This is a genomic window from Candidatus Thiodiazotropha endoloripes, assembly GCF_001708965.1.
Classification (GTDB): domain Bacteria; phylum Pseudomonadota; class Gammaproteobacteria; order Chromatiales; family Chromatiaceae; genus Thiodiazotropha; species Thiodiazotropha endoloripes.
The window spans coordinates 548,596-562,271 of sequence record NZ_LVJW01000003.1; the positions used below are offsets into that span (position 1 = coordinate 548,596).

10 protein-coding genes are annotated in these 13,676 nt (G+C 56.1%); 7 read left to right on the forward strand and 3 right to left on the reverse strand.

Going from position 1 to position 13,676, the window contains the following annotated elements:
• Window positions 1–51 precede the first annotated feature (51 nt).
• Window positions 52–846 carry a cytochrome C assembly family protein gene (locus A3193_RS02540; RefSeq protein WP_069013970.1) on the reverse strand — a complete coding sequence of 265 codons (795 nt, stop codon included), beginning with the start codon at window positions 844–846 and terminating at the stop codon, window positions 52–54.
• A 232-nt stretch (window positions 847–1,078) separates the two neighbouring features.
• Between A3193_RS02540 and ffh the strand changes: the two genes are divergently transcribed.
• From ffh to rplS, 5 genes are all read left to right on the forward strand, one after another.
• The gene (gene ffh, locus A3193_RS02545; RefSeq protein ID WP_069004609.1) at window positions 1,079–2,476 is read left to right on the forward strand and encodes a signal recognition particle protein; all 1,398 of its coding nucleotides are present in this window, start codon (window positions 1,079–1,081) and stop codon (window positions 2,474–2,476) included.
• Window positions 2,477–2,635: 159 nt separating this feature from the next.
• A complete protein-coding gene (rpsP, locus tag A3193_RS02550; RefSeq protein WP_069004610.1) occupies window positions 2,636–2,890 on the forward strand; it encodes a 30S ribosomal protein S16 in 255 nt (84 codons plus the stop codon).
• A gap of 46 nt (window positions 2,891–2,936) precedes the next feature.
• Window positions 2,937–3,443, forward strand: a complete 507-nt coding sequence (rimM, locus tag A3193_RS02555; protein ID WP_069004611.1) for a ribosome maturation factor RimM — start codon at window positions 2,937–2,939, stop codon at window positions 3,441–3,443.
• A gap of 3 nt (window positions 3,444–3,446) precedes the next feature.
• Window positions 3,447–4,208 carry a tRNA (guanosine(37)-N1)-methyltransferase TrmD gene (trmD, locus tag A3193_RS02560; RefSeq protein ID WP_069004612.1) on the forward strand — a complete coding sequence of 254 codons (762 nt, stop codon included), beginning with the start codon at window positions 3,447–3,449 and terminating at the stop codon, window positions 4,206–4,208.
• Between the two features lie 3 nt (window positions 4,209–4,211).
• Window positions 4,212–4,556 (forward strand): 50S ribosomal protein L19, encoded by a 345-nt coding sequence (rplS, locus tag A3193_RS02565; protein ID WP_069004613.1) that lies wholly within the window; start codon window positions 4,212–4,214, stop codon window positions 4,554–4,556.
• A gap of 122 nt (window positions 4,557–4,678) precedes the next feature.
• Here the strand turns inward: rplS and A3193_RS02570 are convergent, their stop codons facing one another.
• Window positions 4,679–8,977 carry a DEAD/DEAH box helicase gene (locus A3193_RS02570; RefSeq protein ID WP_069013974.1) on the reverse strand — a complete coding sequence of 1,433 codons (4,299 nt, stop codon included), beginning with the start codon at window positions 8,975–8,977 and terminating at the stop codon, window positions 4,679–4,681.
• Window positions 8,978–9,133: 156 nt separating this feature from the next.
• On the opposite strand from A3193_RS02570, the gene A3193_RS02575 reads away from it, so the two are divergent.
• A complete protein-coding gene (locus A3193_RS02575) occupies window positions 9,134–10,441 on the forward strand; it encodes an RNase A-like domain-containing protein (RefSeq protein WP_141694624.1) in 1,308 nt (435 codons plus the stop codon).
• Window positions 10,442–10,450: 9 nt separating this feature from the next.
• A complete protein-coding gene (locus A3193_RS02580) occupies window positions 10,451–10,726 on the forward strand; it encodes a contact-dependent growth inhibition system immunity protein (RefSeq protein ID WP_139116944.1) in 276 nt (91 codons plus the stop codon).
• Between the two features lie 166 nt (window positions 10,727–10,892).
• Here the strand turns inward: A3193_RS02580 and A3193_RS02585 are convergent, their stop codons facing one another.
• Window positions 10,893–13,574 carry a bifunctional acetate--CoA ligase family protein/GNAT family N-acetyltransferase gene (locus tag A3193_RS02585; RefSeq protein WP_069004617.1) on the reverse strand — a complete coding sequence of 894 codons (2,682 nt, stop codon included), beginning with the start codon at window positions 13,572–13,574 and terminating at the stop codon, window positions 10,893–10,895.
• Between the last annotated feature and the right edge of the window lie 102 nt (window positions 13,575–13,676).

Sequence of the window (13,676 nt, forward strand, 5' to 3'; positions counted from 1 at the left end):
CCTGTCAGCATCTAACCAACTCTAAAGTTAGCAGATTATGGGTTGTAGTGGTCAGCCCAGGATCAGCTCCAGTACCACTTTGGTGCCGAAATAGGCCAGCATCAGTACCACGAAACCACTGAGAGTCCAGATCAGTGCCTTCTGGCCGCGCCAGCCAAACCGGTATCGTCCCCATAACAGGGTTCCGAACACCAGCCAGGCGATAATCGACAGGATGGTTTTATGTGCCAATTGTTGCTGGAACATGTTTTCCAGAAATGCGAAACCTGAGAGCAGGGCCAGACTGAGCAACACAAAGCCCACCGCAATCATTTCGAACAGCAGGCTCTCCATGGTCTGCAGTGGCGGCAGTGCGCGAATGAAACCCCCCGGGTGGCGCTGGCGTAAGTGGTGATCCTGAATCGCCAACAGCACCGCCTGTACACTCGCCAGGGTAAACAGACTGTAGGCCAGCATCGAGACCAGGATGTGTATGGTCAGTCCGGAAGAGAGCTGACCGCTGAGAAAATGGACCGTCTGATAGCGGTTCTCCAGAAAGATCGCAATGGCGGCAATCGGCATGATGAAAATACCCAGATTTTCAACCGGCTTGGTCAGACTTGAGATCAGCAGCAGGAGGGTGATGGTCCAGGCAATCAACGACATGGCATTGAAAATGCCCATGTTGAATCCCGATGTGGCCATCAGATTCTGGTAGTGGGGGATTGCGTGCAGCAGGATGCCGAGAAAGCCCAGACCAAGGGCCAGTGACCTGGGTAAACCTGAACCGATGCGGCCGTTGAACAGGCGCAGTGCAATGACAGTTCCGGTTGCCAGGTAGGCGATAATGGCGAGTGTCGCGGTCAAAGGTGAAACTTCTCTTGAAATCAATGGACTTAGCGGATATTCGCATATTTGACCGCTGCTGTGAAAGGGCGATCTTCAACACTTGCCAACTTCTTTGCTGCAAAAGCAGATTTAACGGGAGCAGATGGCCGGAGCTGGTATATAATCACCGGTTCGACTCACCCGGCGCTGTTGGTAGAGGGCTATACTCTTGCGGCCGAAGTGAAAATTCAAGCGAACGATCGAGACGGATATGTTTGACAATCTGACACAAAGACTGGGCAAGGTTCTGACCAATTTACGGGGCCAGGGCCGCCTGACGGAAGAGAATATCAAAGAGACCATGCGTGAGGTGCGCATGGCTCTGCTCGAGGCGGATGTGGCGCTGCCGGTGGTGCGGGAGTTTGTCGATCGGGTGAAGCAGAAGGCGATGGGCGAAGAGGTGATGAAGAGCCTCACCCCAGGCCAGACCCTGATTAAAATCGTCAACGATGAACTGGTTCAGGTGATGGGTGAGGCCAACGAGTCTCTCGATCTGACCGCCCAGCCGCCAGCAGTGATCCTGATGGCTGGTCTGCAGGGTTCCGGTAAGACCACCAGTGTCGCCAAACTCTCACGCTGGTTGCAGCAGCAGGGTAAAAAGAAGGTCAGTGTGGTCAGTTGTGACGTCTATCGTCCCGCTGCGATCGACCAGTTGCAGACGCTATCCAAAGAGGTGGAAGCCAATTTCATCCCCAGTCAGGGGGATGAGAAGCCGGTTAAAATCGCCAAGCGGGCGATGGAGACGGCGAAGCGGGATTTTGCCGAGGTGCTGATCGTCGATACCGCCGGTCGTCTGCATGTGGATGGGGAGATGATGGAGGAGATCAAACAGCTCCATCAGGTTCTCGACCCGGTCGAGACCCTGTTCGTGGTCGACAGCATGACCGGTCAGGATGCGGCCAATACCGCCAAGGCATTCAACGATGCACTTCCCCTCACTGGTGTGATTCTCACCAAGGCGGACGGTGATGCCCGGGGCGGTGCCGCTCTGTCGATACGTCAAATCACCGGCAAACCGATCAAGTTCATCGGTGTCGGGGAAAAGACCGATGCTCTGGAGCCCTTCCATCCGGATCGTATCGCCTCGCGGATTCTCGGTATGGGCGATGTGTTGACCCTGGTGGAGGAGGTCAGCCGCAAGGTCGACCAGGATAAGGCCGCCAAGCTGGCGAAAAAACTGCAGAAAGGCAAAGGTTTCGATCTGGAGGACTTCAAGGAGCAGATGCTGCAGATGTCTAAAATGGGTGGCATGAGTGGTCTGCTCGATAAGCTGCCCGGAATGGGCGAGCTGCCGGATCATGTGAAAAATCAGGTGGATGACAAGCAGGTGGGACGACTGATCGCGATCATCAACTCGATGACCCCCCATGAGCGCGCCTTTCCCGCGGTGATCAAGGGTTCAAGAAAACGGCGCATCGCCGCCGGATCCGGTACCCAGGTGCAGGATGTGAACAAGCTGCTGAAACAGTTCACCCAGATGCAGAAGATGATGAAGAAGATGAAGGGTGGCGGCATGAAGAAGATGATGCGCGGGCTGGGCGGCCGATTCCCCGGGGGCGGTATGCCTGGCGGCGGCATGCCCGGTGGTGGCGGTGGATTTCCCTTCTGAGCGCCATAAACAGCCCCAGGGGTCTAATATATAGAGTGATTTAGGCTATAAGCCCCTAAAAAATGCAGATTTGGGTCTTCACATTGGGGCAATCTTAGCTATAATACGCCGTTTCCCGCCGGCCGGTCCGGTGTGTTAACAAATTTTCAAGGGTACATCATGGTAACCATACGCCTATCTCGAACTGGTGCTAAGAAGCGTCCGTTCTACCACATTGTTGTCACTGACAGCCGCAATGCCCGCGATGGCCGCTACATCGAGCGCCTGGGCTTCTTCAATCCCGGTGCTGTCGGTGGTGAAGAGGAGCTTCGTGTCGAACAGGATCGTATTGATCATTGGGTCTCCAAGGGTGCACAGCCCAGCGAGCGCGTTGCAAGCCTGCTGAAACAGGCTGCCAAGCAGCAGGCTGCCTGACAGGTATTGTTTCGTCCAGGCCTGACAGCCGCTAAGGACAGAGACAATGTCAGATAGAGAGATGATCATAATGGGCCGGGTTTCTGGCCTGTTTGGTGTCAGGGGGTGGGTAAAGATCTACTCCTACACCGCACCGAAGGAAGGGATCCTAGGTTACAAGCAGTGGTACCTGAAACGCCAGGGTCGCTGGCAGGAGATCAAGGTTATCGCTGGACACCCCCAGGGCAAGGGGATTGTCGCCCAGCTTGCAGGTTACGACGATCGTGACCGGGCTGCGGAGCTTATCGAGAGTGACATTGCCGTCGGCAGGGATCAACTGCCGCGATTGCCCGCCGGTGAATACTACTGGACCGATCTGGAAGGATTGCGGGTAGAGACCCTGGAAGGGGTCGACCTGGGGCGGGTCTCCCACCTGTTCGAGACCGGTGCCAACGATGTGCTGGTGGTGAAAGGTGATCGGGAGCGATTGATTCCTTATACCATGGGAGAAGCGGTGCAACGCATCGACCTGGAGGACGGGTTGATGGTGGTTGACTGGGATCCGGAATTCTAAGCCATGCGCTTTGATGTGGTCACCCTGATACCCGATATGTTTGACGCACTCAAAGGAGAGGGTGTGGTAGGCAGAGCGATCAACCGGGGAATTGCCCAGGTTGAACTCTGGAATCCCAGGGACTACACCACAGACGTACACCGGACTGTGGATGATCGGCCCTACGGTGGCGGTCCGGGCATGGTGATGAAGTATCAGCCCATGCAGCAGGCCATCGAGGCGGCGCTGGCAGAGGCCGGGCCGGCCAATGTGGTCTATCTGAGTCCTCAGGGCAGGCGGTTTGACCAGCAGTGCGCCAAGCGGCTGGCAGAGAGTCGACGACCTCAGCTGCTGCTTGCCGGACGATATGAAGGGATCGATGAACGGCTCATCGAGCGTTATGTCGATGAGGAGTGGTCCATCGGGGACTACGTTCTGAGTGGCGGGGAGCTGGCCGCCATGGTGGTGATAGATGCGGTGATCCGCCTGTTACCCGATGTACTCGGGGATGCGGATTCCGCGATACAGGACTCTTTCATGGATGGGTTGTTGGATTGTCCCCATTACACCCGCCCGGAAGAGATTGATTCGATGTCGGTGCCGCCGGTTTTGCAGAGCGGCAACCATGAAGCCATTCGCCGTTGGCGACTACAGCAGGCGCTGAAGCGGACCCTGGCACGACGCCCGGAGTTGCTGGAAGATCGTCAGCTGACGGCGGAAGAGAAAACATTTTTAGCAGAAATCAGTGCAGCGTCGGGAGACGCGAAGCAAACACAGGAGCAATAGACCATGAGCAATATCATCGCAGAACTCGAAGCCGAGCAGATGAGCCGTGAGGTTCCCGATTTTGGCCCAGGTGATACCGTTGTTGTTCAGGTTCGGGTCAGAGAGGGCGAGCGCGAGCGTCTGCAGGCCTTTGAAGGTATCGTCATCGCCAAGCGCAACCGTGGCCTCAACTCGGCCTTCACCGTCCGCAAGATCTCTCATGGCGAAGGGGTGGAGCGTGTGTTCCAGACCTACAGCCCGACTGTCGCTTCCGTGAAAGTGACCCGTCGAGGTGATGTGCGTCGCGCCAAGCTCTACTACCTGCGTGGTCGTACCGGTAAGGCGGCGCGTATCAAAGAGAAGATCTAACAACGGCTTTTAGGGCCAGTTGAAAATCCACCCTCTGCCCTATGGCAGGGTGGTAAAGGAAATAAAAAACCCCGGTCTGCTGACCGGGGTTTTTTTCTGCCCGGGTTTTACTGACAGGCCTTTCAGGAGAGTGGACCCGGCTCCGATTTGAGGTAGTTGGCCGGATGAGGCTGACGGGTCAGCAGATTGCGGATCTGCCAGTGTTCATTCTCCGGAACGCTGTCGTCGATGGTCACCGTCTTCCCCTGCTTGGTCGCCACTGGTTTGCCGTCCTGATAGAGAATCCGGTGCCCCAGCTGTGCCGGGATGCGCTTGCCGGGGGTGATCAGGCCAGTGAGATTGAGTGGGTCAGCGCTGCTGATGGTGATCTGCTGCTGCCGGTCATGCTGCCTTGCCAGCTCCCTCAGATGGCCGACTGCTTCGGGCAGAGCGAAATGTTCACCGGCAAAACCCTCTACGAAGCGGCCACCCCGAATCTCTCCCCGAGCCTCCATGCGTCGCAGGGCGTAGAGCAGATCCCGCCAGGGGGGTAGGCCCTGTTCCCTATCCAGCAGTTTGCGGAAGACCACGCCATAGCGCTTCAGCAGGATGCGGGCAAGTTGCTCGCTCCGCTGCAGTCGATCCTGCGTAGGCTGCGGGGGGCGTACCAGTGACCATCGCCCGCCGGAGGCCAACGGGGCCTGTAGCGGACTGCGGCGCCGACTCGGTCGACGACCCTTCTGGGGGGTAATCATACTGCGCAACCCCTGAAATTGATCGGAGGTCACCAGACCCAAGGCGACCAGTTCTCCCAGTCCGTTCTCCAGCTGGGTCTTGAGCAGGCCGGTCTGTTGCTTGAGCTCATCGAAGAAACTGGCACCCCAATGTTTCAATACCTCGAGAATTTTAACGGCGGTGGCACTGAGTCCCTCGCTGGAGAGTTCGTCCTGTTGGCGCCAAAGGGAGAGATTGGATCGCTGGATGAATGCCAGGGGGGTGGTTTTGATGGCGGGATTTTTAGGGCCATTGTGTTGACCTGCCGGTGGATGCAGGCGCAGCCAGACCAGCTGACCGGAACTGCAGAGCTGGTCCAGCTCCCCTGAGAAATAGGGCTGCAGCCGCGCAGGTAACACCTCCTCTTCCCAGCTTGCCGCCGGCAGGCTGACGCCTTCCAGCTGCTGTATCACCCGTTGCAGTGCATGGCTCCCCTCGGAAGGCTCATCCAGTCCCTGCCAGCTGAACAGAAAGGACATGAACTCCCCGGGACTCACCGGTGAGATCTCATTGCGCAGTTGTTTGAGGGTATAGCGGTGGATGCGGGCCAGAAGACCCCGCTCACACCACTCGATATCGGACTGGGCTGAATCGAAATGGCCTCGAATGGCATAACCTTCCTGTTCAAGGCTGGTCAGTGCCTGATCAGCCTTGGCGGAAGTGAGTCCCAGTGGTTCTGCCAGTTGTGCCACCGTGACCGGTCCGAGACTCTCCAGGCGACTGCGCAGAATCTCAACCACGGCTTTCTCAAAGCTCTCCGCCTCATCGGCAGGCAGGGGATCAATAACCGGACTCAAGCTCCCTTCCGGGCAGACAGTGGTTAACGCCAGCAACCGCTCTGCTGCCACCCACAGGACCTGATTGTTGATTATCAGGTGGGTGGCCCGCCGTTGTTGCTGCAACTCTCCGAGATAGTTCTGCCAGTTGGGCAGGTCGAATGGGGAGATCTCCTGCTCGACTATGAAACCGGTAATCACCAGGGCGTCATGCAGCTCATCCGCACTGCGGGGCTGGGGCCAGGCCTCCTGTTTGACCCGCTCGATCGCTTGCAGGTCGAGTTGTCCCATCTCGGTGGCGTTGCCCGCATCCATGCGCCGTTGCTGTACCGCCAGAGCTCGCCGCTCCTCCGCCGGGGTGTCGTCAAGAAAGGCGTAGGGTCGGGCGTTTAGAATCTCATGGGCCATCGGTGACGGGGTGGGCAGATCCCTGGCGACCACCTGGATCGCGCCTGATTCGATACCCTGCAGTACCCGTTTCAGGCCATCGATGTCCATCAGTTCACGCAGACAGTCCTGCAGCACCTGGTTGACCAGTGGGTGGTCCGGTACCTCCCGCTCCCCCTGGATATTCTCGAAGCAGGCGAGCTGGTCCGGAAACACCAGCGCCACCAGATCTTCCGCGTCGTTACGCTGGAACGGGGCAGGCACCCGTTTGCCGTTGCGCATCCGTGGAACCGCCAACGCGATATTGGTCACCCAGCGCCAGCGGGTGGGAAACATCGGGGCTGCCAGCAGAGCCTGGATCAATACCTGTTCGACGCTCTGCGCCTTCAGGTAGCCCGCCGGCTCCTGCAGCGGAAAGCTGTGGGTCGGACCGAGTGAAAGGATCAGATTGTCCTCATTGGCCGCCGCCTGCAGCTCAAAATTGAATCGGCGACAGAAGCGCTTGCGCAGCGCCAATCCCCAGGCTTTGTTGATGCGGGAGCCGAAGGGGGCGTGGATCACGAAGTGCATGTCCCCGGTCTCGTCGAAGAAGCGTTCGAAGACGATCCGTTGCTGGCTTGGCAGCAGACCGAACAGGGCCTTGGTCGCCGCCAGGTAGTCCACCAGCTGTTCTGCGGCACCGGCTTGGAGCGCCAACTCAAGCTGCAGGTAATCGAGTGCCGCCGCCTGCCCCTGATCAAGCAGGGTGTCGAGCTTCTCCCGCAGACGGGAGACCGCCAGGGAGAGTTCGTCACTGCGCCCCGGCGCCTCGCCGAACCAGAATGGGATGCTGGGGGGGAGGCCATGGGCATCCTCAACAAAAACCCGGCCCTGCTCGATCTTCAGCATCCGATAGGAGAAGTTGCCCAGCTGAAAGATATCCCCTGGCATGCTCTCGAAAGCGAAATCCTCGTTGAGGCTGCCGACGAAGAGTCCTTCAGGCTGAAGGATCACGTCATAGTCGAACTGATCTGGGATGGCACCACCGTTAGTAATGGCGGTCAGACGGGCATTGCGCCGTGGGCGTAGCTTGCCGTTGATCCCGTCCCGATGCAGATAGGCGCCCCGCCTGCCCCGCCGGGTATGGAAACCGTCGGCCAGCATCTGTACCACCTCCAGGAATCTCTGCCGGGAGAGCTGCCGATAGGGGTAGGCGGATTTGAAACGCTGGTAGAGCTCCAGTTCCAGCCACTCCCGGGCGGATACCTCGGCGATGATCTGCTGTGCCAATACATCCAGAGGCTGATCAGGGACCGGAATCCGGTCGAGCTCATCCCGGCGGATCGCATCGAGCATCGCCACTGATTCAACCAGATCGTCGCGGCTGAGGGGGAAGAGTCGCGCCTTGGGCGTACCGCTGAGCTGGTGGCCGGAGCGTCCAGCCCGCTGCAGAAAGGTGGCGATGCGGTGGGGGGAGCCCATTTGACAGACCAGATCCACCTCTCCGATGTCGATGCCGAGTTCCAGGGAAGCGGTGGCCACCAAAGCCCGCAGGGAACCGGCTTTCAGACGCTGTTCCGCATCGAGCCGGTGCTGCTTGGCCAAACTGCCATGGTGTGAAGTCACGGCTTCTTCACCCAGTCTCTGCGCGAGTGCCGCCGCTGCCCGTTCAGCCAGTCGGCGGGTGTTGACAAAAATCAGGGTGGTGCGGTGTTGCCGGATCAGCTGTTCCAGGTGGCGGTAGATCTCATCCCAGGCCTCGTTGGCCATCACCGCCTCCATCGGCGAGCCGGTGATTTCGATCGCCAGATCCCGCTGTCGGACATGGCCGGTATCGATAATCGTGCAGTCACTCTGGGAGGGCTCCTGCTGCTGGCCAGTCAGAAAGCTGGCCATCACCTCGATGGGTTTCTGGGTGGCGGAGATGCCGATCCGTACCGGTGGTCTGTCACAGAGTGAACTCAATCGCTCCAGACTCAGGCTCAGATGGGCGCCTCGTTTGTTTCCCGCCAGGGCGTGGATCTCATCGACGATGACACTGTGTACCGACTTCAGCATCTCACGCCCTGAGTCTGAAGTGAGCAGGATATAGAGCGACTCCGGCGTGGTCACCAGAATATGAGGTGGTGAGCGTTTCATCATTGCCCGCTCGGACTGACTGGTATCGCCGGTACGCACCATGGCGCGAATCGGTACATCCGGGTAGCCCATCTCCAGCAGGGCATCGCGGATACCGTTCAACGGCAGCTCCAGATTCTTATGGATGTCGTTGGAGAGCGCCTTCAGGGGAGAGACGTAGAGGACTGTGGTCTCGTCTGCCAGTGGCAGACTCAATCCCTGCTGAACCAGATGATCGATCGCCGCCAGAAAGGCGGCGAGGGTTTTGCCCGACCCGGTAGGGGCAGAGATCAAGGTGTTCTTTTCAGCTTGTATCGCAGGCCAGGCCAGTTCCTGAACTTCGGAAGGGGATCCGAAATGCTTTTCAAACCAGCTGTTGACTGCAGGGTGAAAGTGAAAGGATGACATCTCCTAATGATACTCCATAGAAAAAATAGCTGTTCTGAAATCTAAGTTAATACAGATTTTCAATTGATTATGTTGGCGTTTGGGTTATCCCTAGTAGTCAGATAAGCGTTTACTGAGATAATGCCAAAACAACCATAAAATGCAGCGGAGGGACCCGTGAGCACGCCGAATCTCTACACAAACAACGCCCCAGCTCAGTCGTACACGGCAGTTAACAGCGGCATGGAAAGGGCACAGCAGTCAGAGGGAGAGATCCTCTTTCAGCAGGCCAGTCGAAGCCACCAGCCGGATGTTCTGGTCAAGCACCAATTTGAACAGCGCAACCAAAATCAGAAGCGTAAAGTTGCTAACGAGTTCATCTCATCAGCCGGTCGTGAGGGTATCAGCCAGCTGGCGGCAACCCCGGATGGCCAGTACGCTTTGGTGGTGGTTTACGATCATGCTGGAAGTGATGGCAGAGGATTGATGCGTCAGGTGCATGAGGAGCAGGGAAACACGGCAGTCAACTATACCGGCAAGCGGAATGAAAGCCCAAGTGGAGAATCCGATGATCCCTTGAGTGTGAGTGATGCAGGGGTGGACATCGGGCCGCGTCCAACTCCATTGCAATACGCGGCCATGACTTCCGGCGTTGGTTATGGATTGGCGGAAAACACGGTGAAAGGTCTTGTGCAGTTAGGTGTTGCGGTTGGAAAGAAGAGCCCAGATTTAAAAAACGTCGATAACCTGGAATATGCCGGTATCGATGAGTACCATCGGGAAAGCAGAGAGCCAGGATTAACTCTACCGAATTGGGAGGATGTCGGTAATGCGTTTAAAGGAGATGTACAAGCAACAAATGAGGCAGTAAAGACCGCTAAGGAACAAGGCGAATATTTCGTAGCTGGCAAAGTGCTGTCAAATAACCCAATGCTGCAGATGACCGGGCTGGTAGATATGGCCGTGTTTGGTGCCCTGGCAAGCATGGGGAAAGTTGCGAAACTCGATTCTCTGGTTTCTGAAAATGCTAAGATCAATGGGGCTGGAAGTGCAGGACGGAGTCAGGTAAATGCTCCAAACACAGTTAATCCATCGATGGTGAAGCAAGAGTCTGGTGGCACACTAATTTATCATGAGAATTTTGGTGGTCATCCAGTCAGCAAGCATGTTGGAAAAACGGATCAAGAATTAATCGATAGAATCGTGGCTGAACCCCACATTCCAAGTTCATCTAGTTTCACCAATCTGGAAATTGCTGAAAAAGCAGTAGGGGATGTGCTCGCTGGTAATAGGGCAAATATACAGACCTGGTTGGCAGGCAATGATCGTCAATTACCGTTGTCAATGAACTTAGGTTACGAGGTGGGTAGAAAGGTACTGAATGGATCGACGACAGTTCAGGCAAGTACTGACATCACTGTTTTACTTAGACGAGATCCATTAATGCCGAATGGATATCGAATCCATACGGCCTATCCAGAATAGGGAATGCGAATGAACAAAGAAGCTCTGAATTACTTTTTTAAAGGCTACTTTCACCAAGATTGGTTTGCCGAATACGGAATATTTGAAAATGCAGTTCGAGATTTTTGTGACAATGAAAGTGAATCAAGAGTTACATCAGTTAAGATTGCAATAGATGAATTGATTGCGCATGGTGATGTTACAGAGCAGATGATTTATGAGTTTGGAGGTTATGTTAAACCGTCAGCGTTAGATTTCACTCCAGAAGAGTGGTTGACAAAGGTTGTTGAGATTATGGGTGAGTAAATAGAGTCAATCATCAGATTAAAGAGAATTACAAGGTGACTCAGGTTTTAGTGAAATCGCTCAAAAGTTTAATAGAAGTTGGGATAAATTGGGGTCAGAGAACATTTTCCAATAGTAACGTGCAATGCTCTCTGACCCATAAAGAACCACAAACGGTTCAGTAAAACTATAAGTCAATCACAACCTGCTTGATGCTGTTGTCTCCCGGATAAGGGGTAACCTGGAAGTAGAGGGACTTCATCAGGTCGAGCATCTTGAAGTTGTTGCTCAACACTTCCCCCTCCATTCTTTCCAGACCCCGGTCTCTGGCAATTCCCATCAGGTGGTTCATCAGCTTGTGACCGATCCCCTGACGTTGCCACTCATCGGCTACGACCAGGGCGAATTCACAACTGCGTTTATCGGGGTTGATGACGTAGCGGGCAACCCCCAGTTCCACCTCATGGTGTTCATCCTCAGTTACCGCAATCAGGGCCATTTCGTTGTGATAGTCGATCTGGGTGAAGCGGGTCAGCATCTCCGGAGTCAGTTCCTGAATGGAACTCATGAAGCGGAAATACTTGGCCTCATTGGAGAGCTGACGGGTGAAGTTCTGCTCCAGGTCTGCATCTTCGGGTCGGATCGGACGGATCACAATGTTGATACCGTTGGGCAATTGGGTACGGGCAACCAGATTGACTGGGTAGGGATGGATCGCCAGGTGGTGGTAAGGGTCGGTGGATGGGCGTGGGTAATTGACCCGGATCCTGGCATCCACTGCCACCGCACCTGTGTCATCGAGAATCAACGGATTGATATCCATCTCCTGGATCCAAGGCAACTCACAGGCCATGCTCGATACCCGCAACAGCACATCCACCAGGGCTTCCCGATTGGCAGCAGGCATGTGTCTGAACTGGTCGAGCATCTTTGAGGCTTTGGTGCGATCGATCAGATCGCTGGCCAGACGCCGGTTGAGGGGGGGCAGGGCAATGGCCGAATCCCCCATTACTTCAACCGTTGTGCCGCCGCTACCGAAGCTGATCACCGGGCCGAACACCGGATCCCGCACGATACCGATCAACAGCTCCCGACCATTCGGGCTCTGGTACATCTGTTCAACGGTCACCCCTTCGATAGTCGCCTCCGGTCGGGTCTCTTTGACCTGCTCGATAAGATCCCGGTAGTTGGTGCGAACCGCCTGGGCATTGTTGATGTTGAGACGGATACCACCGGCATCGGATTTATGGGAGATGTCCGGTGAGAAGATCTTCATTGCCACCGGAAAACCGATCGATTCAGCCAGGATCAAAGCCTCGTTGGCGGAGCGTGCGATACCGTTGCGTACCGCATTGATGCGGAAAGCGCCGAGCAGTGCAAAGGATTCCGGTTCGGAGAGAACTTTGCGCTGTTCCGAGAGGGCGCTCTCGATGATCAACCGGGCACCCTCGGCGTCAGGCTGTTCATGACGCCTGGAGCTCTTGGCCGGAGTCTGCAGCAGTAAGCGCTGGCTCTCCTGATGGGATGAGAGATAGTAGAAAGCGTCAACCGCGTTTTCCAGGGTACGGAAGGAGGGCAGTTTGGCATTGTTGAACAGCTTGCGTGCATTCTCGATCTGCTTGCCGCCCATCCAACTGGTGAGGATCGGCTTCTTATGTTTATCCGCCAGATCGATCAGCTCCTGCGCCACTGAGTCGGGTTGGGTCATCGCCTGAGGGGTGAGAATGACAATGGTGCCATCGACCCCCGGATCGTTAAGGCAGATGTCCACCGCAGCCCGATAGCGTTCAGGGGGAGCTTCACCGATGATGTCCACCGGGTTGCCGTGAGACCAGACTTCAGGCAGGGCTTCATTGAGTGCCTTGATGGTATCGTCGTTGAAAGATGCCAGCTCGATGTCCAGATCCGAGGCCCGATCGGCAGCCATCACGCCAGGGCCGCCACCGTTGGTGATGATCGCCAGCTTGTTGCCGTAAACCCGGTATCTGGAAGAGAGGGCCTTGGCCGCTGAAAAGAGTTGGGAGATGGTTTCCACCCGCAACACACCGGATCGTGACAGCGCCGCAGAGAAAGTCTCGTCGCTACCCACCAGGGCGCCCGTGTGGGACATGGAGGCTTCCGCGCCAGCGGCATGGCGTCCCACCTTCAACACGATGACTGGTTTAATGCGTGCCGCGGCGCGCAGTCCACTCATGAACCGGCGGGCATTCTTGATGCCTTCCACATACAGCAGAATACTGTCGGTTTTCGGATCGGAAACCAGGTAGTCGAGGTAATCACCGAAGTCCAGGTCGGCTGAGATACCGGTGGAGATCACCGTGGAGAATCCGATGTCGTTCACCTCCGCCCAGTCGAGGATCGCGGTGCAGATCGCTCCGGACTGGGAGACCAGGGCGAGATTGCCCGGCTTGGCGTTGTTGTTGCCGAAGGTGATGTTGATCCCCTGGTCGGGACGGATCAGGCCGAGACAGTTCGGTCCGATAAAGCGGATACCGAACTCCTTGGCGACTTCGACAACCCGCTCTTCCAGACGCAGACCGGTTGGTCCGGACTCTCTGAAACCGGCAGACAGGATGATCATGGTTTTCACGCCATGCAGACCGCAGGCCTCGACGATCGCTGGAATGGACTTGGCCGGTGTGGCGACGACGACCAGCTCAACCGGATTGCCGATCTCTTCGATCGACTTGTAGGCTTTGACTCCCTGTATCTCTTCATGCTTTGGATTGATCGGATAGATAGCGCCTTTGTAACCGGAAGAGATCAGGTTTCTGAATACCACTTCGCCAACCGAGTTTTCTCTTTCACTGGCTCCGAACATGGCGACGCTTTTCGGTGAGAATAGTGGGGTTAAATAGTGTGATTGCATGAGTTCCAGCCTATTGAACTTCTGGTGAAAAAAAATGAGAGTAAGTGTCCGTTGTTACTCACGGGGGCACGGTGTGATAGTCTGATTTAAAGCATATCCAAG

Bases quoted from the DNA above. Each gene is read 5' to 3' on its own strand.
- rpsP (WP_069004610.1), top strand. From the start codon at position 2,636: ATGGTAACCATACGCCTATCTCGAACTGGTGCTAAGAAGCGTCCGTTC.
- trmD (WP_069004612.1), top strand. From the start codon at position 3,447: ATGCGCTTTGATGTGGTCACCCTGATACCCGATATGTTTGACGCACTC.
- rplS (WP_069004613.1), top strand. From the start codon at position 4,212: ATGAGCAATATCATCGCAGAACTCGAAGCCGAGCAGATGAGCCGTGAG.
- rimM (WP_069004611.1), top strand. From the start codon at position 2,937: ATGTCAGATAGAGAGATGATCATAATGGGCCGGGTTTCTGGCCTGTTT.
- A3193_RS02570 (WP_069013974.1), bottom strand. From the start codon at position 8,977: ATGTCATCCTTTCACTTTCACCCTGCAGTCAACAGCTGGTTTGAAAAG.
- ffh (WP_069004609.1), top strand. From the start codon at position 1,079: ATGTTTGACAATCTGACACAAAGACTGGGCAAGGTTCTGACCAATTTA.
- A3193_RS02585 (WP_069004617.1), bottom strand. From the start codon at position 13,574: ATGCAATCACACTATTTAACCCCACTATTCTCACCGAAAAGCGTCGCC.
- A3193_RS02580 (WP_139116944.1), top strand. From the start codon at position 10,451: ATGAACAAAGAAGCTCTGAATTACTTTTTTAAAGGCTACTTTCACCAA.